The sequence below is a fragment of the Salinibacterium sp. GXW1014 genome, assembly GCF_044769865.1.
GTDB lineage: Bacteria > Actinomycetota > Actinomycetes > Actinomycetales > Microbacteriaceae > Homoserinimonas.
Genome location: NZ_JBIZWA010000002.1, coordinates 351,213 through 374,075, shown reverse-complemented (window position 1 = coordinate 374,075; position 22,863 = coordinate 351,213). Strand labels below are relative to the sequence as shown.

22 protein-coding genes are annotated in these 22,863 nt (G+C 66.1%); 3 read left to right on the top strand and 19 right to left on the bottom strand.

Features of this window, described 5'->3' with window-relative positions; translation table 11 throughout:
* Positions 1-13: 13 nt before the first annotated feature.
* The 13 genes from ACIQK7_RS11565 to ACIQK7_RS11505 form a co-directional block, all read right to left on the bottom strand.
* Positions 14-817, bottom strand: coding sequence for an ABC transporter ATP-binding protein (locus tag ACIQK7_RS11565; protein ID WP_403024905.1), 804 nt, complete (start codon positions 815-817; stop codon positions 14-16).
* Positions 818-917: 100 nt separating this feature from the next.
* Entirely contained in the window at positions 918-1,334 is a 417-nt protein-coding gene (gene nusB / locus ACIQK7_RS11560; RefSeq protein WP_325210537.1) for a transcription antitermination factor NusB, read from the bottom strand.
* Entirely contained in the window at positions 1,334-1,897 is a 564-nt protein-coding gene (efp, locus tag ACIQK7_RS11555; RefSeq protein WP_403024902.1) for an elongation factor P, read from the bottom strand. The genes nusB and efp overlap by 1 nt, the downstream gene beginning before the upstream one ends.
* 116 nt (positions 1,898-2,013) lie before the next feature.
* Entirely contained in the window at positions 2,014-3,087 is a 1,074-nt protein-coding gene (aroB, locus tag ACIQK7_RS11550) for a 3-dehydroquinate synthase (protein WP_403024899.1), read from the bottom strand.
* Positions 3,084-3,551, bottom strand: a complete 468-nt coding sequence (locus ACIQK7_RS11545; protein WP_403025694.1) for a shikimate kinase — start codon at positions 3,549-3,551, stop codon at positions 3,084-3,086. The genes aroB and ACIQK7_RS11545 overlap by 4 nt, the downstream gene beginning before the upstream one ends.
* A gap of 86 nt (positions 3,552-3,637) precedes the next feature.
* Positions 3,638-4,849, bottom strand: coding sequence for a chorismate synthase (gene aroC, locus ACIQK7_RS11540; protein WP_325210534.1), 1,212 nt, complete (start codon positions 4,847-4,849; stop codon positions 3,638-3,640).
* Between the two features lie 50 nt (positions 4,850-4,899).
* Positions 4,900-5,742, bottom strand: a complete 843-nt coding sequence (locus tag ACIQK7_RS11535; RefSeq protein ID WP_403024896.1) for a shikimate dehydrogenase — start codon at positions 5,740-5,742, stop codon at positions 4,900-4,902.
* Positions 5,735-6,790, bottom strand: a complete 1,056-nt coding sequence (mltG, locus tag ACIQK7_RS11530) for an endolytic transglycosylase MltG (protein ID WP_403024894.1) — start codon at positions 6,788-6,790, stop codon at positions 5,735-5,737. Before mltG ends, ACIQK7_RS11535 begins: the two co-directional genes overlap by 8 nt.
* 190 nt (positions 6,791-6,980) lie before the next feature.
* A complete protein-coding gene (gene ruvX / locus ACIQK7_RS11525; protein WP_403024891.1) occupies positions 6,981-7,457 on the bottom strand; it encodes a Holliday junction resolvase RuvX in 477 nt (158 codons plus the stop codon).
* 2 nt (positions 7,458-7,459) lie between these two features.
* Positions 7,460-10,117 (bottom strand): alanine--tRNA ligase, encoded by a 2,658-nt coding sequence (gene alaS, locus ACIQK7_RS11520; protein ID WP_403024888.1) that lies wholly within the window; start codon positions 10,115-10,117, stop codon positions 7,460-7,462.
* A 38-nt stretch (positions 10,118-10,155) separates the two neighbouring features.
* A complete protein-coding gene (locus tag ACIQK7_RS11515) occupies positions 10,156-10,383 on the bottom strand; it encodes a M15 family metallopeptidase (RefSeq protein WP_147721284.1) in 228 nt (75 codons plus the stop codon).
* Between the two features lie 130 nt (positions 10,384-10,513).
* Positions 10,514-11,143 (bottom strand): 30S ribosomal protein S4, encoded by a 630-nt coding sequence (gene rpsD, locus ACIQK7_RS11510; RefSeq protein WP_403024886.1) that lies wholly within the window; start codon positions 11,141-11,143, stop codon positions 10,514-10,516.
* Between the two features lie 177 nt (positions 11,144-11,320).
* Positions 11,321-12,661: a replication-associated recombination protein A gene (locus ACIQK7_RS11505; RefSeq protein WP_403024883.1), complete on the bottom strand. Its 1,341-nt coding sequence runs from the start codon at positions 12,659-12,661 to the stop codon at positions 11,321-11,323.
* A gap of 94 nt (positions 12,662-12,755) precedes the next feature.
* Between ACIQK7_RS11505 and ACIQK7_RS11500 the strand changes: the two genes are divergently transcribed.
* From ACIQK7_RS11500 to ACIQK7_RS11490, 3 genes are all read left to right on the top strand, one after another.
* Positions 12,756-13,535, top strand: a complete 780-nt coding sequence (locus tag ACIQK7_RS11500; RefSeq protein ID WP_403024880.1) for a peptidylprolyl isomerase — start codon at positions 12,756-12,758, stop codon at positions 13,533-13,535.
* 76 nt (positions 13,536-13,611) lie between these two features.
* Positions 13,612-14,844 carry a DUF349 domain-containing protein gene (locus ACIQK7_RS11495; RefSeq protein ID WP_403024877.1) on the top strand — a complete coding sequence of 411 codons (1,233 nt, stop codon included), beginning with the start codon at positions 13,612-13,614 and terminating at the stop codon, positions 14,842-14,844.
* An 87-nt stretch (positions 14,845-14,931) separates the two neighbouring features.
* Positions 14,932-15,492 (top strand): hypothetical protein, encoded by a 561-nt coding sequence (locus tag ACIQK7_RS11490; protein WP_403024874.1) that lies wholly within the window; start codon positions 14,932-14,934, stop codon positions 15,490-15,492.
* On the opposite strand, the gene ACIQK7_RS11485 is transcribed toward ACIQK7_RS11490, so the two are convergent.
* From ACIQK7_RS11485 to ruvA, 6 genes are all read right to left on the bottom strand, one after another.
* Positions 15,482-17,725 carry a RelA/SpoT family protein gene (locus tag ACIQK7_RS11485; protein WP_403024871.1) on the bottom strand — a complete coding sequence of 748 codons (2,244 nt, stop codon included), beginning with the start codon at positions 17,723-17,725 and terminating at the stop codon, positions 15,482-15,484. The genes ACIQK7_RS11490 and ACIQK7_RS11485 overlap by 11 nt on opposite strands.
* Before the next feature lie 77 nt (positions 17,726-17,802).
* Positions 17,803-18,798, bottom strand: a complete 996-nt coding sequence (gene secF, locus ACIQK7_RS11480; RefSeq protein WP_403024868.1) for a protein translocase subunit SecF — start codon at positions 18,796-18,798, stop codon at positions 17,803-17,805.
* On the bottom strand, positions 18,798-20,651 hold the full coding sequence (gene secD / locus ACIQK7_RS11475) for a protein translocase subunit SecD (RefSeq protein ID WP_403024866.1): 1,854 nt from the start codon (positions 20,649-20,651) through the stop codon (positions 18,798-18,800). The genes secF and secD overlap by 1 nt, the downstream gene beginning before the upstream one ends.
* 99 nt (positions 20,652-20,750) lie before the next feature.
* Entirely contained in the window at positions 20,751-21,068 is a 318-nt protein-coding gene (gene yajC / locus ACIQK7_RS11470; protein ID WP_403024863.1) for a preprotein translocase subunit YajC, read from the bottom strand.
* A 95-nt stretch (positions 21,069-21,163) separates the two neighbouring features.
* Positions 21,164-22,225 carry a Holliday junction branch migration DNA helicase RuvB gene (gene ruvB, locus ACIQK7_RS11465; protein ID WP_403024860.1) on the bottom strand — a complete coding sequence of 354 codons (1,062 nt, stop codon included), beginning with the start codon at positions 22,223-22,225 and terminating at the stop codon, positions 21,164-21,166.
* A complete protein-coding gene (gene ruvA, locus ACIQK7_RS11460) occupies positions 22,222-22,851 on the bottom strand; it encodes a Holliday junction branch migration protein RuvA (RefSeq protein ID WP_403024857.1) in 630 nt (209 codons plus the stop codon). Before ruvA ends, ruvB begins: the two co-directional genes overlap by 4 nt.
* Positions 22,852-22,863 lie beyond the last annotated feature (12 nt).

Sequence of the window (22,863 nt, the reverse complement as noted above, 5' to 3'; positions counted from 1 at the left end):
GTCGGGAAGGTGGTCAGTGGTTGCTGTGGTGCGAGTGCACGCCAAGGCCCTCGAGGAGCTCGGCGCGCAAGTGAGCGAGAGTCGCGTCTCCGCGGTCGCGGGGGCGCACCCCCGGCACGGTCGTGATGCTCCGGATGCTCGCGCCGCGCTTCGGCGCTGCGGGATCGGTGCCGAGCAGCACGACGCGGTCCGCGAGATAGAGCGCCTCGTCGACGTCGTGGGTCACGAGGATGATCGTGGTCGGCTCGGCGGCGTGCACGTCCAGCAGCAGATCCTGCATCTGAAGGCGGGTCAGCGCGTCGAGGGCGCCGAACGGTTCATCGAGTACGAGGACGCCGGGTCGGCGGGCCAGTGCACGAGCGAGGGACGCGCGCTGTGCCATGCCACCGGAGACCTGGCGTGGGCGGAGGCTGCGGGCATCCGCGAGCCCGACCAGGCGAAGGAGTTCACGGACGCGCTCCTGGCCCTCCGACTTGGCGGTGCCACGGGGCAGCCCGAGCAGGGCGTTCTGCTCGAGCGTGCGCCACGGCAGCAGTCTCGGCTCCTGGAAACCGACCGAGCAGCGGAGATCGATGCCCGTGACGCGCTCGCCGTTGATCGCGATCGCGCCGGAGGACGGCAGGTCGAGCCCTGAGATCTGGCGCAGCAGCGTCGACTTGCCACAGCCCGATGCCCCGATGAGGGCGATGATCTCGCCGGGCGCGACCGTGAGGTCGACGTCCCGCAGAACGACCTTGGAGTCGAAGACGCGCGAGACGCCCGACAGGCTCACGCCGAGTGCGGCGGCCGTGCTGAGGACGGGGGATGCTATGGACACCCGTTGAGAGTACGGCCGCCGTCACGCTCGCCAAAGTCGGCGCGTAACGAAACGAAACGCAAACTCCGGATGCCGCCGAGCATCCCCCGTGGACGGTGCCTCAGGCCCCGTGGACGCTCGCGATTCGTGCCAGGAGGCCGTTCACGAAACCGGCCGAGTCATCGGTGCTGAGTTCGCCTGCCAGCTTGACCGCCTCGGAGATCGCGACAGCGTCCGGAACCTCATCGTTGAACATGATCTCCCAGATGCCGATGCGCACGAGCGCACGGTCGAGCACGGGCATCCGATCAATCGTCCAACCCTGCGCGTAGGTCTCGATCAGTTCGTCGATCTCGTCGCCGTGCTCGGCGATGCCGGTCACGATCTGGAGGGCGTAGCGCCACGACTCCTGCCGGGCGGGTTCGGTCGCGGCACGTTCCGATTCGACGGCGATCGCGTTGTTGAGGGAGATCTCGCGCAGGTCAGCGCCGTAGAGCAGGTCGAGGGCACGCTTGCGTGCCTTGGTGCGGGCGCTCACTAGTCGTTGACGCGGCCCAGGTAGTCGCCCGTGCGAGTGTCGACCTTGACCTTCGTGCCCGCCTCGAGGAACAGGGGAACCTGGATCTCGTAGCCGGTCTCGACCGTCGCGGGCTTCGTGCCGCCGGTCGAGCGGTCACCCTGGAGGCCGGGCTCGGTGTAGGTGACCTCGAGCACGACGGATGCCGGCAGGTCGATATAGAGCGGGTTGCCGTTATTGAGGGCAATCGTGACGGGCTGGTTCTCCAGCATGAAGTTCTTCGCGTCACCGACGATCGTGTCGGAGATCGTGATCTGGTCGTAGTCCGTCGAGTCCATGAAAACGAAGGAGTCGCCATCCGCGTAGAGGTAGGTGAAGTCGCGGCGGTCGACGTTCTCGATCTCGATCTTCGTGCCCGCGTTGTAGGTCTTGTCGACGGTCTTGCCGGTCACGACGTTCTTCATCTTCGTGCGGACGAACGCGCCACCCTTGCCGGGCTTGACGTGCTGGAAGTCGATGACCGTCCAGAGCTGGCCGTCAATCTTGATGACGACGCCGTTCTTGATGTCAGCGGTAGTGGCCATGAGGAGAGAATCCGTTCGATCGGGACATGGACCGGCGCGCAGGGCCGGAAGAGACGTGGCAGTTGTGCCGGTGGGAGAGTTTAGCGGTTCCAGCTGGTCGACAACGAATGACGGGGCTAGACCCCGATCTCCTGGTATGCGGCGAAGAGCAGGCTCTGGTCGGGACCCGCGAGCACCGTTGGGCGCCCGACGTCGTCGAGGATGATGAACCGCAGCAGGTCACCGCGGGCCTTCTTGTCGCGCTTCATGACTGCGAAGAGGCTGTTCCAGCGACCCACCGGATAAGTGGTCGGCAGCTGGAGGGACTCGAGAATGCGACGGTGCCGGTCGACGACGTCGTCCGAGAGCCTGCCGCTCAGGCGAGCGAGCTCGGCAGCGAACATCATGCCGACGGCGACGGCGGCCCCGTGGCGCCACTGGAAACGCTCGGCATACTCGACGGCGTGGCCGAGCGTGTGCCCGTAGTTGAGGATCTCGCGCTGGCCCTGCTCCGTGAAGTCGTCGCTCACGACCCGCGCCTTGATGCCGATCGACAGCTCCACGAGGCGACGGAATTCCTCGGTCGTCGGGTCGGTTGCGACATCCGCGTCCCGCTCGATGATGTCGAGGATCTCGGGCTCGGCGATGAAGCCGTACTTCACGACCTCGCCGAAGCCCGCGAGGATCTCCATCCTGCTCAGCTTGTCGAGCACCTCGAGGTCAACGAGCACGCCAGCGGGTGCGTAGAAGGAGCCGACGAGGTTCTTGCCCTCGTTCGTGTTGATGCCAGTCTTGCCGCCGATCGCGGCGTCGACCATGCCGAGGAGCGTCGTCGGAACCTGCACGAGCCGTACGCCGCGAAGCCAGGTCGCCGCAACGAAACCGGCGAGGTCTGTCACGGCGCCGCCGCCGAAACCGACGACCACGTCGGAACGGGTGAAGTCGGACTGCCCCAAGACCTGCCAGCAGAATGCCGCGACCTCGATGCGCTTGCCCGCCTCGGCATCCGGGATCTCGGCGAGGAGCACCTCATAGCGGTCGAGGAGCGACTCGCGAAGCGCGGCCGCACGGGCGCCCAGCGTCGGCGGATGCACGATGAGCACCTTGCGGGCATCAGCACCGATCAGCTCCGGCAGGGAGTCGAGGATGTCGCGGCCGACGAGCACATCGTAGGGCGAGGTTCCCGTGACCGGGATCGTGGTGATGCTCACAGGGAGCCTTTCTGCTCGGATACGCGTGCGAGGGGGATGCCGGTCTCGTGGGAAACCCACGAGGCGATCTCCTCGGCGATGAGGTCGATGGGACGGGCGGAGGTGTCCCAGGAACGGGTCGTCACTGCCTCGTAGAAGGGCTGGCGTGACTCGACGAGAGACTTCCACGCTTCGACGCCCGCGCCGAGGAGCGGACGTTTGCCACCCGTGATCCGAGTGGCGACGGCCTCGGCGCTCACGGTGAGCCTGACAACCCGGCGCGGCGCGAGGTCTGCCCTCGTGTCAGCGTCGATGATCGCTCCCCCACCCAAGGAGAGCACGGCACGCTCCCCCAGCGCCGCTTGCACGGCAGCGCGCTCGAGTCGACGGAAGTACGGCTCGCCGTGCTGTTCGAAGATGTCGGCGATCGGTCCGTGCTCCGCGACGATCCTCTTGTCGGTGTCGATGAAGGGGAGGCCGAGCATGCGCGCCACGCGCTTGCCCACCTTCGTCTTGCCCGAGCCGGGGGCGCCGACGAAGGTGACGATCGGTTCTGGCAGGAGTGCGTCGGTCACGACAGAGTCGGGTCCGATTCGTGCGCCGTGTGCAGGCTCTGCGGGATCGCGGCAAGGTAGGCGTCGCGATTGCGGCGCGTCTCAGCGACCGAGTCTCCGCCGAACTTCTCGAGCATGGCGTTCGCCAGCACGAGGGCGACCATGGCCTCCGCGACGACACCGGATGCGGGAACGGCACACACGTCGGAACGCTGGTGGTGGGCCCCGGCGGCATCCCCCGTCGCGACATCCACCGTGCGCAGGGCGTGCGGCACGGTGGCGATCGGCTTCATTCCCGCGCGGACGCGCAGCACGGTGCCGGTCGACATGCCGCCCTCCGTGCCGCCCGCACGGTCGCTCGCCCGCGTGATGCCGGCATCCGCCTGGAAAAGCTCGTCGTGGGCCTCGGAGCCGCGCCGCGTGCTCGTCGTGAAGCCGTCGCCGATCTCAACGCCCTTGATGGCCTGGATGCCCATGATCGCTGCAGCGAGCTGGGCGTCGAGGCGACGGTCCCAGTGCACGTACGATCCGAGTCCCGGCGGCAGCCCGTAGGCCAGCACCTCGACGACGCCGCCCAGCGTGTCGCCGTCGTCGTGCGCCCTGTCAACCTCCTCGACCATGCGAGCCGAGGTCGCCGGGTCGAAGCAGCGCAGCGGGTCTGCATCGAGAACATCGACGTCTGCCGCTGAAGGGAGGGGGGAACCATCGGGAACGCGCACCGTGCCGATCGCGAGCGTGTGGGCGACCAGTTCGACGCCCAGCTCGGCAAGGAACTTACGGGCAACCGCCCCGAGCGCGACACGAGCGGCGGTCTCCCGCGCGCTCGCGCGCTCAAGCACGTTGCGGGCCTCAGGGAAGTCGTACTTCTGCATGCCGACGAGGTCGGCGTGACCGGGGCGGGGCCGGGTGAGGGGCGCGCCGCGTCCCTTCGGCAGGCTTGCCGGGTCCACGGGCGAAGCGCTCATCACGTCGACCCAGCGGGGCCACTCCGTGTTGCCGATCCGGAGCGCGACAGGGCTTCCCATGGTGGCGCCGAAGCGAACACCACCGGAGATCGTCAGTTCGTCTTCCTCGAACTTCATGCGCGCGCCGCGGCCATAGCCCAGCTTGCGGCGGGCGAGATCGGCCCGGATGTCATCGAGCGAGACGGGCACCCCCGCCGGCATCCCCTCAAGGATTGCGAGCAGTTCGGGCCCATGGGATTCCCCAGCGGTCAACCAACGAAGCATGTACACGATCTTCCCACAGTGGCGGGGCCCGCCTCGCCGTTCGACTGGACTCAGGCGGCGCGCGCGACGGAACCGCGCATGAGGTCGACGATCGTGTCCTCGTCGGGCAGCGGCACGTCAGCGCCAGCGCCAGCAAAGATGCGCACCTGCATCACTGCCTGGTGGAGCAACATCTCGAAACCGGAGATCACACGGCCACCAGCGGCATCCCATGACGCCGCGAGCGTGCTCGGCCACGGGTCATAGGCGACATCGAACAGGACAGCCGAGCGCCTGAGTTGTTCGCTGAAGCCGTTGCTGTCGTCGAAGACCGTGCCATTCGGGAGCGTGCTGATGACCGCATCCGGGGCGCCTGGCACGCCATCCGTCAGCGCTTGGACATCGAGTTCCAGCTGGAGCGACGCAGCGAGCTCGGTGAGGTGCAGCGCACGACTCGGCGTGCGTACCGCGACGGTGACGCGCGTGGCGCCGAGCATCGATGCCGCCGCGATCGCGGAGGCGGCCGTGGCGCCACCACCGAGCACGTGCACGTGCTCGAGCGCGTGCACGCCGGCTTCCCGGAACGCTATGACGATGCCATGTACATCCGTGTTGAAGCCTGTCAGCCTTCCCTCCTCGAGCAGCGCTGTGTTGCAGGCGCCCGTGAGGTCGACGAGCGGATGCCGCTCATCGAGGAGCGGGATCACGTCGTGCTTGACCGGCATCGTCAACGAGAGGCCACGCCACTCGGGTCCGAGCCCCGCCACGAAGTCCCTGAGTCCCGCGCCGGTCATCTCGATGCGGTCGTAGCGCCAACGCAGCCCGAGGTGCTCGTAGGCGGCCGTGTGGAGCAACGGTGACAGGGAGTGGGCGATCGGACTCCCCAGCACCGCCAGTCGGCGGTCGTCAGTCACAGTTCGGGCTTCCCGTCGACCTGCACCAATCCTGCATCTTCTTCACAGAGGTCGAGTGCCCAGCGGATGTCTCGTTGAACTCAGTCTCACCCGTGTCGAGGTTGACGGCCACAAAGTAGACCCACGGCCCATCGACCGGGTGCATCGCCGCATCGATCGCAAGATCACCCGCGGCAGAGATCGGACCGGGCGGCAGGCCCGTGTGGAAGTAGGTGTTGTAGGGGTTGTCGTCCTCGAGCTCTTCGCGGGTGCTGAACACCCCGCCCTCCTGCCGCTCGCCGTGCGCCCAGGCGTAGCCGTAGTGGGAGGTCGAATCGAACTGGAGCTTCATGCCCTGATCGATGCGGTTCTGGATGACACGAGAGACCTTGTAGAAGTCCTCCTCGTTGCTCCCCGCCTCACGCTGGATGAGCGAGGCAATCGTGAGCACCCTGTGCCTGTCTTCGACGGGCACTCCCGCCTGATCGAGCGACTGGAAGGTGCGGTTCACGAGGGTCGAGATCACGGTCGTGGCGTCCACCCCCGGATCGAATGTGTAGCGAGCCGGGAACAGATATCCCTCGATGTTGATCGCCTCGGCCGGAACCCCGAAGGCCGTCGGGTCAGCGGTCACCGCCTCGAACTCCTCGACCGGGATGCCCGTGGCTGCCGCCAAGAGATCAAAGGCCTGATCGGCACTGAGCCCCTCGCGGATAAGGGCGGTGTTCTCGACACGGTTCGCGGGGTCGAGCAGGGCATCGAGCGCCGCACGGGAACTCATCTTCTCCGCGAGCATGTAGTTGCCCGGGTGGAACTGCGGTTCCTCCTTGAGCAGAAGCTCCCAGAAGGCCTCGTAGCTCGCGATCACGTCGGCCTCGAGGAGCGCGTTTGCGACATCGCCTCCTGTGTCGCCGGGCACGATCACAATCGTGGTCTCGCCCGTGCCCGCGCCCTCGTAGTCGGCGGGAGGGATCTCCCATCCCATGACCTTGCGCACCTGTTCCTCGAAGTTGAGCCACACGAATGCGACGGCGCCACCGCCGAGGCCCAGGACAACGAGCAGTGCCACCAGCCAGGCGATCCAGCGCTTGCCGCCCCGCGATGTGCCACCGGATGCGCGGCGAGACCTGCGACTTGGCGGCGGTGTTTCGCCTCCACTGGTCGTCCGCTCTCCGGTGCCCGTAGAGGGCTCCGGCTGCGAAGCGAACATCGCATCCCAATCCGGCTCATCGTTGCGGGCACGACCCGATTCGCGGGCGTCATCGTCCAGTGGCATCGTCGGGTCCTTCGAGGGGGTCGACCGCGGTTCCCGGGGCGTTTCCCCTGGACCTCTCGGCGTCGAGGGCATGCTGCAGGATTATAACGGCCGCGACCTGATCCACGACCTTGCGCGAGTTCTTCGTCGTGCGACCATTGGCCCGCAGCGCGTGCTGTGCCGACACGGTGGAGAGACGCTCGTCGACGAGTCGTACGCTGAGGCCAGCCGTAGCGAGTTGCACCGCGAACGCGCGTGCATCATCGGTGGATGCTGTGCTTGCCCCGGAAAGCGACAGGGGCAGTCCGACGACCACTTCAAGCGCGTCAAGTTCCTTCGCCAACGCGACGATCGCGGCCACGTCACCGACACCGCGAGGGAGGGTCTCGACGGGTGTGGCCAGCATGCCGTGAAGGTCACTCCGGGCGACGCCGATGCGCACCCGACCCACGTCGACGCCGATGCGAACGCCCGAACGCATGCTCAGTGGGGCAGACCCTGGACGACGGCCTCGAGCGCAGCACTGATCGCCGTGACATCCGTGCCACCGCCCTGCGCCAGGTCATCCTTGCCGCCGCCGCCGCCGCCGAGCACCGTCGCTGCGGACTTGGCCAGCGCGCCGGCCTTGACGCCCTGCTGCCGCGCTGCCTCATTCGCAGCGACGATGACGGCCGGCTTGTCCTTCACACGTGCTGCCAACGCGATGACCGCTGCCTCGCTTCCGAGACGCCCGCGGACCGAACCGACCAGACTGCGCAGATCGTCAGCGGAGTTCAGCGCGCCAATGTCCTCTGCCACGACCAGGAGGTTGCCGTGACGACGCGCAGTATCCGCCAAGGCGGGAACCCGCTGCGCGAGCGCCGCGGATTCGAACTCCGCGATGCGCTTCTCGGCAGCCTTGAGCGACGCGATGAGGTCGGCAACCTTCTCGGGAAGCTGCTCTCGGGGCGTCTTGAGGTTCGAGGTCAGCTGGGAGACGATTGCCCGCTCGGTCGCGAGCTCACGGAAGGCATCGATGCCCACGAGGGCTTCCACCCGGCGATTCGTCGAACCGACCGACGACTCGCTCACCAGGTTGATGAGACCGATCTGCGCCGAGCTCGAGACGTGGGTGCCGGCGCAGAGCTCGCGCGACCACGGTCCGCCGATGTCGACCACGCGTACAGTGTCGCCATACTTCTCGCCGAAGAGGGCCATCGCGCCGAGCGCCTTCGCCTCGTCGAGGGGCATGAGCCGAGTCTCGACCTCGAGATCCTTACGGATGGCGATGTTCGTGATCTCCTCGATCTCGCTCCGCGTCTCGGGCGAAAGGGCCTTGTTCCAGCCGAAGTCGAGCCGCATGTAGCCAGCCTTGTTGTAGGAGCCGGACTGGTGCGCATCCGGGCCCAGCACATCACGGAGTGCTGCGTGAACGAGGTGGGTCGCGGAGTGGGCCTGAGTCGCGCCGCGACGCCACTCGGCGTCAACGATCGTCGTGGCGGCATCATCGACAGCGACCTCGCCAGAGCGCACGACGACTCGGTGGCTCACAAGCCCCTTGACGGGTTTCTGCACGTCGGCGACGTCGAGCTCGAAGCCCGCGCCAACGATCGTGCCCGCATCCGCCTCCTGGCCCCCGGACTCCGCGTAGAGGGAGGTCTCAGCCAGGATGACCTCGGCCGTCTGGCCTGCCACAGCCTTAGAGACGGATTGTCCGTCGACAATGATGCCGAGCACGCGCGTCTCGGTCTCGAGGTAGTCATACCCCGTGAAGATCGTCTCGCCCATTGCACGGAAATCGCTGTACACCGACAGGTCGGCGAGAGCGGTCTTCTTCGCCTTCGCGTCGGCCTTCGCCTTCGTGCGCTGCTCGGTCATGAGGGTGTCGAAGGCGGCGCGATCCACGCTCAGGCCGGCTTCCTCCGCCATCTCGAGCGTGAGGTCGATGGGGAAGCCGAAGGTGTCGTGGAGGAGGAACGCCGTGTCACCCGGAATCTGGGCTGCGCCCTGCTCGCGCGTCTTGGTGACCGCGAGGTCGAGGATGCTCGTGCCGCTCGCGAGCGTACCGAGGAAGTTCTCCTCCTCCGCGTATGCGAGGCGTGAGATGCGGTCGTAGTTCGTCTCCACCTCCGGGTAGGCCGTGCGCATCGCGTCGCGCGAGCTCGTGAAGAGCTCGGGGAACGTCGCCGTGTCGACTCCAAGGAGGCGCATGGCTCGAACCGAGCGACGAAGCAGGCGGCGCAGGATGTACCCGCGACCCTCGTTCGACGGGGCCACGCCGTCGGCCATCAGCATGAGGGCAGAGCGCACGTGATCGGCAACCACGCGCATCCGCACATCGTCGTCGTGGGAGGCGCCGTAGCGGCGGCCGGAGAGTTCGGCCGCGCGATCGAGCACAGGACGCACCTGGTCGATCTCATACATGTTCTCGACGCCCTGCTTCAGGAAGGCGACGCGCTCAAGGCCGAGCCCCGTGTCGATGTTCTTCTTGGGCAGCTCGCGCACCACGCGGAAGTCCGTCTTCGACCTGACGTCGTCGAGCAGGTACTGCATGAACACGAGGTTCCAGATCTCGAGATACCGGGAGTCATCGACGGCAGGACCGCCTTCGGCGCCATACTTCGGCCCGCGGTCGAAGTAGATCTCAGAGCAAGGTCCACCCGGGCCGGGCTGCCCGGTGTGCCAGTAGTTGTCGGCCTTGCCGAGGCGCTGGATGCGCGACTCAGGAAGCCCGGCGATGCGCTTCCAGAGCTCGATGGCCTCGTCGTCGTCCTCGTACACCGTGACCCAGAGGTCGCGCTCCTCAAAGCCGTAACCGCCGTCGGACTCGCTCGTCGTGAGCAGGTCCCACGCGTAGGTGATGGCCTGCTCCTTGAAGTAGTCGCCAAAGGAGAAGTTGCCAGCCATCTGGAAGAAGGTGCCGTGCCGCGTAGTCTTTCCGACCTCCTCGATGTCGAGGGTGCGGATGCACTTCTGCACGCTCGTCGCGCGCGGATACGGCGCGGGGATGAGTCCCGACAGGTACGGGATGAACGGAACCATGCCCGCGACCGTGAACATGAGCGTCGGATCATCGCTGACAAGCGATGCCGAGGGCACGACCGTGTGGCCTCGTGTGCCGAAGTAGTCGAGCCAGCGTTGACGGAGTTCAGCGGTCTGCATTGGGTCCTGTTGCTTGAGAGTGGGTCAGATGGATGGCGTCAGGCCTGAGCGCGCTTCAGGTCGGCGATGGTTTCTTCCGCCTCGGCGACGGCGGCCCGAAGCTCGGCCTCGCGGGAACGGTAGCCATCGACGACAGCGCCGGTGAACTCCCCCACCCTGCTGTCGACCTCTTCGAAGAAGCGACGGCCCTCAGGCGTCTTGTTGATCTGGTGGGCGGCGACAAAACCAATGCCGACGCCGATGATGAGCATCGCGAGATTCTTCATGCCTGTCTCCTGGCTACGTTTCGTGGAGGATGGCGCCGAACGGGTGAGCGCGCCGGTCACATCCCCGCAAGCTTACCGGGACGACGAAAGCGGGCCGCCACAGGCGACCCGCTTCCGACAGATTCGAGGACTAGCGCGCGGCGTAGTACTCGACGACGAGCTGGACCTCACAAGTCACGGGAACCTCGGCGCGCTTGGGGCGACGCACGAGACGAACCTGAAGCTTGTCGAGCTCGACCTCAAGGTAGGCCGGGGTCTTCGGCAGCAGGTCGACGTGACCGCCGGCGGCCGCGACCTGGAAGGGCTCCATGCCCTCGCTGCGCTGGTGAACGCCGACGAGCTGGCCGGGCTTCACACGGAACGACGGGCGGTCGACGCGCTGGCCGTCGACGATGATGTGGCGGTGCACGATCATCTGGCGAGCCTGGGCCGTCGTGCGAGCGATGGCCGCGCGCACGAGGATCGCGTCGAGACGCATCTCGAGCAGCTCGACGAGGTTCTCACCCGTCAGACCCTCGGTGCGACGTGCCTCGTTGAAGGCGATGCGAAGCTGGGCCTCACGGATGCCGTACTGCGCGCGCAGGCGCTGCTTCTCGCGAAGACGCACGGCGTAGTCGCTGTCGGTCTTGCGCTTGGTGCGGCCGTGCTCCCCGGGCGGGTACGGACGCTTCTCGAAACCCTTGGCAGCCTTCGGGGTCAGCGGGATGCCGAGCGCACGAGAGAGCTTGGTCTTGCTACGAGTACGTGACTTGGTAGACACGATTTCCTTTCGATACAGAAGTCATCAGTCTTCAACAGTGAATCCGCAGGCACGCGCCTGCGAACGGTTCAGAAGAGGGATGTGTGCCGCGGGGCGTCCGGCTAAAGGACCAGCCCCTTCAGCGTTGGTATCGAGGCAGCCGTGCACGAATACCCACTGTAGGCACCAGACATCGTATCACCCGCCGCGGATGATACGCAGCAGCTTCTGCAGCCGGGCGCTCACGTCCCGCTCGTTGCCGTGCTCCGTGGGTTCGTAGTAGCGACGCTTGCGGAGCGTCGTGGGAAGGTACTGCTGCTCGACGACGCCGAGGGCGGAGTTGTGCGGGTAGACGTAGCCCTTGCCGTGCCCGAGCTTCTTCGCCCCCGCATAGTGGGCATCCCGCAGGTGCTTCGGCACCGGCCCCATCTTGCCGGCGCGCACATCCGAGATGGCCGCGTCGATACCGCGGATGACACTGGGAGACTTCGGCGCCGTTGCTAGGTAGATGACGGCCTCGGCCAGAGGGATGCGGCCCTCCGGCATGCCGATCAATTGAACAGCTGTCGCGGCCGAGGTGGCGACGACGAGGGCCTGCGGGTCCGCCATCCCGATGTCCTCCGCCGCGTGCACGATGATGCGGCGCGCGATGAAGCGCGGGTCCTCCCCCGCCTCGATCATTCGCGCGAGGTAGTGCAGCGCGGCATCCGGATCCGAACCTCGGATCGACTTGATGAACGCACTGATGACGTCGTAGTGCTCGTCACCCTTGCGGTCGTAGCGAAGCAGCGCCCGATCCACCGCGAGTGACACGGCCTCCGCTGTGATGACCGGAGGTTCGTCATGCTCCTCCCCTGGAGGCAGGGACGCCGCCACCGACATGGCCGCGGCCTCCAGTGCGGTCAGTGCTCGGCGGGCGTCGCCCGACGCAAGCCGCACGATGTCGTCACGCGCGTCATCCGCGAGGGCGAAGCGTCCCCCGAGGCCGCGCTCGTCGGAGATGGCACGGTTGATCAGCAGGCGCAGGTCGTCATCGCCGAGTGGCTGGAGCGTGAGGAGGAGCGAACGTGAGAGCAGCGGTGCGACGACAGAGAATGAGGGGTTCTCGGTCGTCGCTGCGATCAGGATGACCCAACCGTTCTCGACGCCGGGAAGCAGAGCATCCTGCTGGGACTTCGTGAAGCGGTGGATCTCGTCGAGGAAGAGCACCGTCGACTGGCCGTAGAGATCGCGCTGGGTGAGTGAGGATTCCATGACCTCCCGCACGTCCTTGACGCCCGCTGTGACCGCCGAGAGCTCCACGAAGCGGCGTCCGGAGCTGTGCGCGATCGCCTGGGCCAGCGTCGTCTTGCCTGTGCCGGGTGGCCCCCAGAGGATGAGAGACACGGCTCCCTGTTCGGCGGATGAGGAGGCGAGCGACACCAAAGGAGAGCCGGGCGTCAGGAGGTGGGACTGGCCTGCGACCTCATCGAGGCTTCGAGGGCGCATCCGTACGGCCAAGGGGGTCGACCCCGAGAACAGGCCCTGCGCGCCACTCATGCCTGCAATGCTATGCGGCGCCGCCGACACGAGATCCCAGGGCTGGTGTCGTCGGCTAGTGTTCTCGTGGCAATCTCGGCGAGTCGGAGGACCATTGGCAGGCAATAGGAGCAACCCGAAGCAGGACCGCGTCGAGCGTGAGCGCCTGCGCTTGTATCGGGCGCGGCAGGGCGTGCACGAACATCGAGTGGCGCGGCGACGCCGCGACAACATCATTGCGATGAGTGTCGCGCTCGCGGTCGTGATCGTCGCGGTGGTCGCCCAGGTCGCGTTCTTCACGGCGGGTCCTGGTGCTCCTGAGGCGGAGCCTGTCGCCTCGCCCTCCGCGAGCCCCGATTCGGCGGTGCCCTCCCCCGAGCTCGCGGAAGACCGCCTGTGGACGGGCACGCTCACGCTCAACGACGTCGAACTCGACATCGAACTCGACGGCCGAGCTGCACCGCAGGCGGTGGCAGCAGTCATCCAGGGCGCGCGCGACGGCTACTACCAGGGCAAGTCCTGCCACCGGCTCACGAACGACGGCTTCTTCGTACTCCAGTGCGGCTCAGTCGACGGCACCGGCGCCAGCGACCCGAGCTTCCGCTTCGGGCCGATCGAGAACGCTCCCTCCGACGACGTCTACCCCGAGGGAACGATCGCCATGGCGCGTGCCTCGGGCGACGCCGAGAGCAATGGCCGACAGTTCTTCATCGTCTATGACGACACGACCATCCCGTCGGACGCAGCGGGCGGCTACACGGTGCTCGGGCGCGTCACCGACGGCCTCGAGGCGCTTGCCTCCGAGATCACGGATGCGGGCGTCGTGCCTGGCAGTGCCGAGAACGACGGTGCCCCTGTCGTTCCCACGACGATTACCTCCCTCGACATCAACTGATTGCCCGGGCGCAGTCGTGCAATAGGCTTGTTGCCGGTCGGCCACAGGTGGTCGACCCCGGCGACAAGGTGAGGCTTTGACGAACAACAACGAGACACCATGGGGTCGCGTCGATGAGACGGGCACCGTCTTTGTCCGTGAGGGTGACGGCGAGCGAGCCGTGGGCCAGTACCCGGATGGAACGCCCGAGGAGGCGCTCGCATACTTCGAACGCAAGTTCAGTGACCTCGCGGGCCAAGTGACGTTGCTCGAGCAGCGCATCAAGCGCGGTTCACCCGGCGCCGATGTCGCGAAGACGGTCGACGCGCTGCTGCAGACCGTCGTGTCGGCGAACGCCGTGGGCGACCTCGCCGCCCTGCGGAGCAGACTCGAGGCGCTCGGTGGCGCAGTCGGGGAGCTTGCGGAGAAGCAGGAAGCCGAGGAGAAGGCTGCTCTGCAGGACGCGATTGCCTACCGTTCAGCCCTCGTTGAAGAGGCCGAGCGGCTCGCTGCCCAGGATCCCGCCAAGATCCAGTGGAAGCATACGAGTGCCGCTATTGACGATGTCTTCGCTCGCTGGAAGGCACACCAGCAGACCGGCCCGCGCTTGCCCAAGAACGAGGCCAACGAGCTCTGGAAGCGCTTCAGGACTGCGCGCTCGACCCTTGAGGCCGAGCGGAAGGCATTCTTCGCCGAGTTGGATGCCACCCACAAGCACGCCAAGGCGCGCAAGCAGGAACTCGTCGCTGCCGCGGAGAACCTTGTGGCCCACGGCGCAGACGGCATCCCCCAGTACCGCAGGCTCCTTGACGATTGGAAGGCCGCCGGTCGCGCCGGCAAGAAGCACGACGACGCGCTGTGGGCGAAGTTCAAGGCCGCCGGCGACGCGCTCTACGCCGCGAAGTCTGAGATCGACGCGCGTGACAACGAGGAGTTCGAGGAGAACCTGGTGCGCAAGGAGGCCCTCCTTGCGGAAGCAGAGCCCCTGCTGGCCGCCACCGACCGCGACGCGGCTCGCCAGACCCTGATCTCGATTCAGCGGCGCTGGGACGAGATCGGCAAGGTACCGCGCGCCAAGGTCAAGACCGTCGAGGACAGGCTCCGCAAGGTCGAGGCTGCCGTGCGCAAGCTCGACGAGGAGCACTGGCAACGCAACAACCCGGAACGCAAGGCTCGCGCGGAGGGCCTCGCTGCCCAGCTCGAGTCGGCGATCGCGGCCCTCGAGGCAGACCTGGACGATGCGAAGCGCAGCGGTGACGCCACACGCATCACGAAGGCTCAGGAGGCGCTGGATGCCCGGCGTGCCTGGCTGGGTGTCGTCTCCGGCTGACCGAGTCCCCAGGCTCTCTGGGGTGGGTTCTCCACAGTTCTCGGGTTGAGCGGCCTCCCGCGCCTCCCATAGGGGCACCATGTGGGAATGGCGCCACGACTAGCCCCTGTACTCACAGAACTCGACCTCCCACTCCAGGAGCTCCAGGCAGCGCGCCTGGACGGAGACCTCTACGCGATCGGTGACGGCTTCGCCTCGATCGATGAATTCGAGCAGGCCCACCACCGCGCGCTCTCGCTCGGCGCGATCGCTCGCCCGCGCTTCATTGCGGAACGGATGACCGCGGCATGGGTGCACGGCGCCGTGCCCGCACCGCCCGCGGTCTTCGAGTTCTGCGTCTCACACTCGGCGAGGGCTCGTGCGCAGGTGTCGCCGCGGGTGCAGGTGCGGGAGGTCGTGATCGCGCCGAGTGATGTCGTCCGCTTCGGCGGCATCGCAGTCACCTCTCCCCTGCGCACCGTCATCGACTTGTTGAGGGCTGAGGGGGACTTCGCGAATGAAAGGATGTCGCAATTACTCCGGCTCATGAGCGCGAACGCCATCGAGCTCGACGATTGTCGCCGTGAAGTCGAATCCCGCCACAAACTGGCAGGCAAACGACGCGCGCTCGATCGAATCGCCACGCTGGGGGAAGCGGCTAGGTCGTGACTCGGTAGACGTCGTAGACCGTATCGATGCGTCGCACGGCGTTGAGTACGCGGTCGAGATGCGTCGTATCGCCCATCTCGAACACGAAACGGCTGATCGCAAGCCGTTCTGTCGAGGTCGCCACCGTGGCAGACAGGATGTTGACGTGATGCTCGGAGAGCACGCGAGTGACGTCTGAAAGGAGGCCAGCTCTATCGAGCGCCTCCACCTGGATCTGGACGAGGAACACGCTCGTCGATGACGGTGCCCACTCGACCTCGACGACGCGCTCGGGTTCGTTCATCAGGGCCTTCACGTTCACGCAGGAGGACTGGTGCACCGAGACTCCGGAACCGCGCGTGACGAAGCCCATGATCTCGTCCCCAGGCACCGGAGTGCAGCATTTGGCAAGCTTGACGAGGATGTCGGGCGCACCCTTCACGAGCACTCCGGAGTTTCCGCTCGAGCGCCGCTTGCCCTTCGCGCGAGAAACGGTGAACTCTTCCTCCGCCTCGGTATCGACCTGCAGCGTCGCAACCAGCTTCTCCAACACGGATTGCGTTGACACGTGCCCTTCGCCAACGGCGGCGTAGAGCGCGGAGACGTCGTCATACCGCAGCTGCGCGGCGACCTCGCTCAACGCACCCTGGTTCATGAGTCGCTGAAGCGGCAGATTCTGCTTGCGCATTGCGCGAGCGATGGCGTCCTTGCCCTGCTCCATCGCCTCGTCGCGACGTTCCTTCGTGAACCACTGCCGGATCTTGTTTCGTGCCCGCGTCGACTTGACGAAGGTCAGCCAGCCCTGGCTCGGGCCAGCATCCGGGTTCTTCGATGTGAATACCTCTACGACATCACCGCTGGAGAGCTCGCTCTCGAGGGGAACGAGTCGGCCGTTCACCTTCGCACCCATCGTGCGGTGGCCCACCTCGGTGTGCACTGCGTAGGCGAAGTCGACGGGCGTCGCGCCGGCGGGCAGGCCGATGACCTTGCCCTGGGGAGTGAAGACGTAGACCTCCTTCGCCCCAATCTCGAAGCGCAGCGAATCGAGGAACTCTCCTGGGTCAGACGTCTCTGCCTGCCAGTCGGAGATGTGTGCGAGCCACGCCATGTCGGAATCACCGGCGGCCGCGTTGTCAGCGGAGCGGCCGCCATTGACGCGCTCCTTGTACTTCCAGTGCGCAGCCACACCGTACTCGGCGCGCTGATGCATGTCCTCGGTTCGGATCTGGATCTCGACGGGTCGACCCTTGGGCCCGATCACCGTTGTGTGCAGCGACTGGTACAGGTTGAACTTCGGCGTCGCGATGTAGTCCTTGAAGCGGCCAGGAATCGGAGTCCATCGTGCGTGGATGGAGCCAAGGACCGCGTAGCAGTCGCGAACAGTCGAGACCAGGACTCGGATGCCGACCAGGTCGTAGATCTCGTCGAACTCCCGACCGCGGAGGATCATCTTCTGGTAGATCGAGTAGTACTGCTTCGGACGGCCGACCACCTTGCCCTTGATGCGTGCGGCCTTCAGATCTTCCGTCACCGCCTCGATGACTTGGTGCACGAACTCCTCGCGCTGCGGTGTGCGCTGCTTGACGAGGCTCTCGATCTCGACGTACAACTTCGGGTGCAGCACCGCGAACGACAGGTCCTCCAGTTCCCACTTGATCGCCTGGATTCCGAGGCGATGTGCCAGTGGCGCATAAATCTCGAGCGTCTCCTGCGCCTTGCGCTTCGCAGACTCAGAGGAGACGAAACCCCACGTCCGCGCATTGTGGAGTCTGTCTGCGAGCTTGATCACGAGTACCCGGATGTCCTTGGACATCGCGACGACCATCTTGCGGACGGTTTCGGCCTGGGCGCTGTCGCCGTACTTGAGCTTGTCGAGCTTGGTGACGCCATCGACGAGCATGGCCACTTCGTCACCGAAGTCCTTGCGCACCATATCGAGGGTGTAGTCGGTGTCTTCTACCGTGTCGTGCAGCAGCGCGGCCGCAACGGTCTTCGCTCCAATACCGAGGTCAGCGAGGATCTGCGCGACCGCGACCGGGTGTGTGATGTATGGCTCGCCGCTCTTGCGGGTCTGTCCTCGGTGAGCGACCTCCGCGACCTTGTATGCCCGTTCGATCGTGTCGATGTCGGCACGCGGATGATGCGCACGCACTGTGCGGATCAGGTTCTCGATCGCGCCAGCATGCTGGGCACGGGAGAAGAGACGAGGGAGAAGCAGCCGCCTCGTAGCAGGACTGTTGGTGACTTCGGTCATCTCACCTCCCACCTTTCCCGTGCAGCAAAACTATCACTCCTGTTAGGGAGCGAATGCCGCGCGAGCAGCGACCGCCGTCATTCGACGGGAGCGGCCTCCGTGCGGCGGGCAGCGAGGATCCTGGCGTTCTGCTTCTTGATCTCCGGCTCGTTCTCGCGCAGGTGGTTGTAGACCGGCGAGGCGATGAAGATCGTGGAGTACGCGCCGACGATGATACCGATGAAGAGCGCAAGTGAGATGTCACGCAGCGTCTCTGCGCCCAGCGCGAAGGATCCGATGAAGAGGATCGCCGCGACGGGCAACACGGCCACGACCGAGGTGTTGATGGAACGAACGAGCGTCTGGTTGACCGCGAGGTTCACAGACTCCGCGAAGGTGCGAGGCGAGCCTTCGCCGTCCTCCGCCGTGTTCTCTCGAATCTTGTCGAAGACCACCACAGTGTCGTAGAGCGAGTAACCCAGGATCGTGAGGAAGCCGATGACCGCAGCAGGCGTCACCTCGAAGCCGAGGATGCCGTAGATGCCTGCCGTCAGGATGAGGTCGTGGAAGAGCGCGGCCATGGCCGCCAGTGACATCTTCCATGTGCGGAAGTAGAGCGCCATGACGACGCCCGCCAGGAGAAGGAAGACGATGAGTGCCCTGATCGACTGTGCCGTGATGTCGGCGCCCCAGGTCGGCCCGATGAAGGAGTAGCTCACCTGGTCGACTGGCACGTCATAGGAGGACGCGAGTGCTGTCCTGATCTCGAACGCCTCATCATCGGTGACAATGTCGGTCTGCACGCGAACGGAGTCCTGCCCGACCACCGTGACGCGGGGCGTGGCGTCGGCGACCGTCTCGCGCACTGCTTCCTCGCCGAGCACCTGCTCGAGCTCAGTCGTGCGCTCGACGATGAACTGCGAGCCACCGCGGAACTCGATGCCGAACTCGAAGCCACCACGAATGAAGGGACCGACGACGGATGCGACGATCAGCACGGCGGCGATGATGTACCAGACGCGACGGCGGCCGACGAAGTTGATGGATCGACGCCCCGTGTAGAGGTCGTTACCGAAGGTGGAGAAGCTGGCCATCAGGAATCCTTGCCCTTCGAAACCGACGCCGCGGCATCCGCAGCGGCCTTGCGCTCGGCGATCGTCTGCCGCTTCTGCGCCTCACGCCCGCTCGCAGCTCGCTTCGACGCGCTGACGCCCACTGGCTCGCGGAAGGTGGCACGCCCGCGGTAGACGGCGCCCAACGCGCGCGGGTTGAGTCCGCTCGCGGGGTGGCCTTCGCCGAAGAACTTCGTCTTTGCAAGCAACTGCATGATGGGGTGCGTGAACAGCGAGACGACGAGGAGGTCGATGAGGGTCGTGATGCCCAGGGTGAGTGCGAAGCCCCGGACGTTGCCGATCGCGAGGACGAAGAGCACCGCCGCGGCGAGGAAGTTGACCGCGTCGGACGCCAGCACGGTGCGGATCGCTCTCTTCCAGCCCGCCTCGACTGCCGAGCCGAGCATCCGCCCGTCTCGAAGCTCATCCTTGATGCGCTCGAAGTAGACGATGAAGGAGTCGGCGATGATGCCGATGGCGACGATGAGGCCGGCGACACCCGCGAGGGAGAGTCGATATCCCTCGCGCCACGACATCAGGTTGATGACGAGGTAGACGATCACTCCGGCCACTCCCAGTGAGGCGACCGTGACGAGTCCGAGGGTGCGGTACTGGAACAACGAGTACACGACGACCAGGGCGAGACCGATGACACCCGCGAGCAGACCGCTCCAGAGCTGGCTCTCACCGAGCGTCGCCGAGATGTTCTCGCTGCTCTGCACCTCGAAGCCGATTGGCAGCGCACCGAACTTCAGCTGGTCAGCCAGGGTCTTCGCAGTCTCCTGCGTGAAGTTGCCCGTGATCTGCGGCTTGCCGTTGGTGATGACGGTGTTGGTGGTCGGTGCAGAGATGACGGTGCCGTCGAGCACGATGGCGAACTGGTTCTGCACGCCGGTGAGCGAGAAGAGCCGGGTCGTGACGTTGCCGAACTGCTCGGAACCCTCGCCGTCAAAGACAATGTTCACAGCCCACTGGCCTGTGCTCACGCCCTGACTATTCGCGGCAAGACCGTGAGTCGCATCATCAATCCGTTCGCCGCTGACTTCGACCGGGCCGAGGATGTATTTCACCGTGCGCGTGTTGTCGCAGGTGATGAGCGGCTCCGCTGCAGGCGCGACATTGGTGCCCGCCTCGTCGAGCTCGGCGCAGTCGAAGTTCGTGAACTCGTCGAGCAGCTCCGGCGTGATCCACGCGAGGTCGCTGGCGTTGCTCGGCGTCGGAGCGGGCTCGCCCTCTTCAGGCTGGGCGGGGTCGGGCTCGGCAGAGGCCGACGGCGACGCAGACGGTGCGGGCGTCTCGGCTGTCGCTGGCGCGGCACCGCCTTGACCAACGCCGGCCGACGGGGAGACTGACGGCGACGGCTCCGCGTCTTCGCCTTCGCCCGTCTCGTCACCTTCGCCGGTCTCGGGGGCAGGCGTCTGAGCCGGGTCGACCGCCGGCGCGACCTGCAGCACGGGACGGAACTCAAGCTTCGCGGAGGACTCGATGCGAGCGAGGGTTTCCTCGTCCGGCGTGCCGGGGATGGAGACGACGATGTTTTGGGCGCCCTGCGTGTTGATCTCGGCCTCAGAGACACCGGCAGCGTCGACACGCGAACGGATGATCTCGACGGCCTGAGTGAGCTGCTCACCCGTCACCTGCTGACCGCTCTCGAGCTGCGGGGCCAGGATGATCTGGGTGCCGCCCTCGAGGTCGAGCGCGAGCTTCGGGGTCCAGCCGGAACCCTGCCAGATTGCTCCCGCAGCGTTGAGGCCGATGAGGCCGACGATGATTACCGCCAGCCAGGTCAGCGAACGCCAGGCCTTCTTGGCCGGGGTCGATCGTGGTGCTGCCACCTGGAACTCAGCTTTCTATTGCTCCGATGGCGCGGGTGCCATGGATCAGGGTCGGGTGGATCGGCTCAGGCTCGGCCGAACTCAGGAAAGACTAGTGCTTCAGTTGTCGTTCTTTGTCGTCGGCGCATCGCCGTCAGTGGTGCCTTCGGCGTCGTCTACGACCTCCTCGGAGATGGTCTCGTGCTCGACGACCTTGAGGATCGTCTGGCGGTGCAGCCGGATGACCGTGCCGGGCGTCGTCTCGAGGAGTGCCTCGTTCTTCTCCTCGTCGATCGAGAGCAACGTGCCGAAGACGCCGAACTGCGTCATCACCTCAGCGCCGGGCACCATCTTGGTGCTGAGCTCCTCCTGCTCGGCCTTCCTCTTCTTCGAGGCGCGGAACTGGAAGAAGATGAAGAGGGCCAGGACGGCCATCATGGCAAGAAGCAGCGGATCCATACGGGTGGGAAGACCTTCCGTGGTGATGTGGCGCAGAGTGCGCGGGGACGTCGCCGAAAGACAACCCTCAGATCCTACAGGCCATCCCCGAAAAGCGTCGCTTCAGCACGCTGCACTCCGAGGTGATCGAAGGCGCGTCGCGTGGCAGTCCGCCCCCGCGGCGTGCGCGAGAGAAGCCCCATTCGCACGAGGAAGGGCTCGACGACGGATTCGATCGTCTCCGCCTCCTCGCCGACGGATGCCGCGAGCGTGCTGAGTCCTACCGGCCCCCCGTCGAACTGGGTGACGATCGTGGCCAGCACCGCACGGTCGAGACGGTCGAGGCCGAGGTCATCGACGTCATACAGGCGAAGCGCCTCGCGCACCGCGTCGAGCCCGTCCTTCCTGTGCACGAGCGAATAGTCCCGCACGCGTCGGAGGAGGCGGTTCGCAATCCTGGGAGTGCCTCGACTTCGCCCCGCAATCTCGGCGAGGGAAAGGTCATCGACCTCGAGGTTGAGCAGTGACGCAGCTCGCGAGATGACCTGCGCGAGCTCGCCATCCGAATAGAACTCCAGATGGGCGGTGAAGCCGAAGCGGTCACGGAGCGGGTTGGGCAGGAGCCCGGAACGTGTGGTCGCTCCCACGAGCGTGAAGGGGGCCAGGTCGAGAGGAATCGAGGTCGCGCCGGCACCCTTGCCCACCATGATGTCGATGCGGAAGTCTTCCATCGCGAGGTAGAGCATCTCTTCAGCAGAACGCGCCATACGGTGGATCTCGTCGATGAAGAGCACTTCACCCGGGACGAGGGAGGAGAGCAGCGCAGCGAGGTCACCCGCGTGTTGGATTGCCGGACCACTCGACATGCGCAGCGGCCGCGATCCCTCCTCAGCGACGATCATCGCGAGCGTGGTCTTGCCGAGCCCTGGAGGCCCGGCCAACAGGATGTGGTCGGGTGTGCGGTGCTGGATCGTGGCGGCGTTGAGCAGTAGCTCCAGCTGCGCCCGCACCTTCGACTGTCCGACGAACTCAGAGAGTGAACGTGGTCGAAGCGCCCCTTCAAATGCAAGCTCGGCTTGGGATTCCGGCTGCGGGGTCGTGATTGATTCGGTGCTGCGCTCGAAGCTCCCGATGCGCCCGTCCTCGCCGAGGCTCATCGCGTGCCCTCACGAGCCATGGCCTGCGCCGGCCCGAGGCTGGCGAGGGCGATGCGGAGGAGCGCCTGCATGTCGCCCGTCTTGGCGGGATCGACGGCATCCCTCGCATCGTCCGCGGCCTTCGTAGCCGAACGCTCGTTCCAGCCGAGGCCAATGAGTGCTTCGACGACCTGCGCGCGGGCATCTCCCGCGACAGCCTGCGCGGCGGCTGGTGTGCCCGCTGGCGTGTGCACCATCTTGCCGGCGAGGGAAACGATGATGAGCTTTGCAGTCTTGGGCCCGATGCCTGAGACCTTGCGAAAGGCGCCGTCGTCTTCGAGGTTCACCGCTTGGGCGACCTCGGTCGGACTCATGGCCGATAGCACCCCCATGGCCGACTTTGGTCCGACGCCTGTGACACCGCGCAGCAGGTCGAAGACCTGCAGCTGTTCGGCGTCCGCGAAGCCGAAGAGGGCGAGGTCGTCCTCCTTCACGATGAGCACCGTGCGGATGCTCGCCTCGGTTCCGACACGGAGTGTCGCCGCGTGCGCCGGTGTGATGGTCATGAGCAGGCCGACGCCTCCCACCTCGACCACGACCGTCGTGACGCCGACGGAGAGCACGGGTCCGCGCACAGAGGAGATCATGCTCCAAGCCTA

What these genes read in the sequence shown, in the direction of transcription:
- ruvA (WP_403024857.1), bottom strand. Translation starts at nt 22,851, where the DNA reads ATGATCTCCTCTGTGCGCGGACCCGTGCTCTCCGTCGGCGTCACGACG.
- ACIQK7_RS11515 (WP_147721284.1), bottom strand. Translation starts at nt 10,383, where the DNA reads ATGAAGAATCTCGCGATGCTCATCATCGGCGTCGGCATTGGTTTTGTC.
- alaS (WP_403024888.1), bottom strand. Translation starts at nt 10,117, where the DNA reads ATGCAGACCGCTGAACTCCGTCAACGCTGGCTCGACTACTTCGGCACA.
- ACIQK7_RS11505 (WP_403024883.1), bottom strand. Translation starts at nt 12,661, where the DNA reads ATGAGTGGCGCGCAGGGCCTGTTCTCGGGGTCGACCCCCTTGGCCGTA.
- aroC (WP_325210534.1), bottom strand. Translation starts at nt 4,849, where the DNA reads ATGCTTCGTTGGTTGACCGCTGGGGAATCCCATGGGCCCGAACTGCTC.
- ACIQK7_RS11545 (WP_403025694.1), bottom strand. Translation starts at nt 3,551, where the DNA reads ATGCTCGGCCTCCCCTTCATCGACACCGACAAGAGGATCGTCGCGGAG.
- ACIQK7_RS11485 (WP_403024871.1), bottom strand. Translation starts at nt 17,725, where the DNA reads ATGACCGAAGTCACCAACAGTCCTGCTACGAGGCGGCTGCTTCTCCCT.
- ruvB (WP_403024860.1), bottom strand. Translation starts at nt 22,225, where the DNA reads ATGAGCCTCGGCGAGGACGGGCGCATCGGGAGCTTCGAGCGCAGCACC.
- ACIQK7_RS11490 (WP_403024874.1), top strand. Translation starts at nt 14,932, where the DNA reads ATGGCGCCACGACTAGCCCCTGTACTCACAGAACTCGACCTCCCACTC.
- yajC (WP_403024863.1), bottom strand. Translation starts at nt 21,068, where the DNA reads ATGATGGCCGTCCTGGCCCTCTTCATCTTCTTCCAGTTCCGCGCCTCG.
- ruvX (WP_403024891.1), bottom strand. Translation starts at nt 7,457, where the DNA reads ATGCGTTCGGGCGTTCGCATCGGCGTCGACGTGGGTCGGGTGCGCATC.
- efp (WP_403024902.1), bottom strand. Translation starts at nt 1,897, where the DNA reads ATGGCCACTACCGCTGACATCAAGAACGGCGTCGTCATCAAGATTGAC.
- secF (WP_403024868.1), bottom strand. Translation starts at nt 18,798, where the DNA reads ATGGCCAGCTTCTCCACCTTCGGTAACGACCTCTACACGGGGCGTCGA.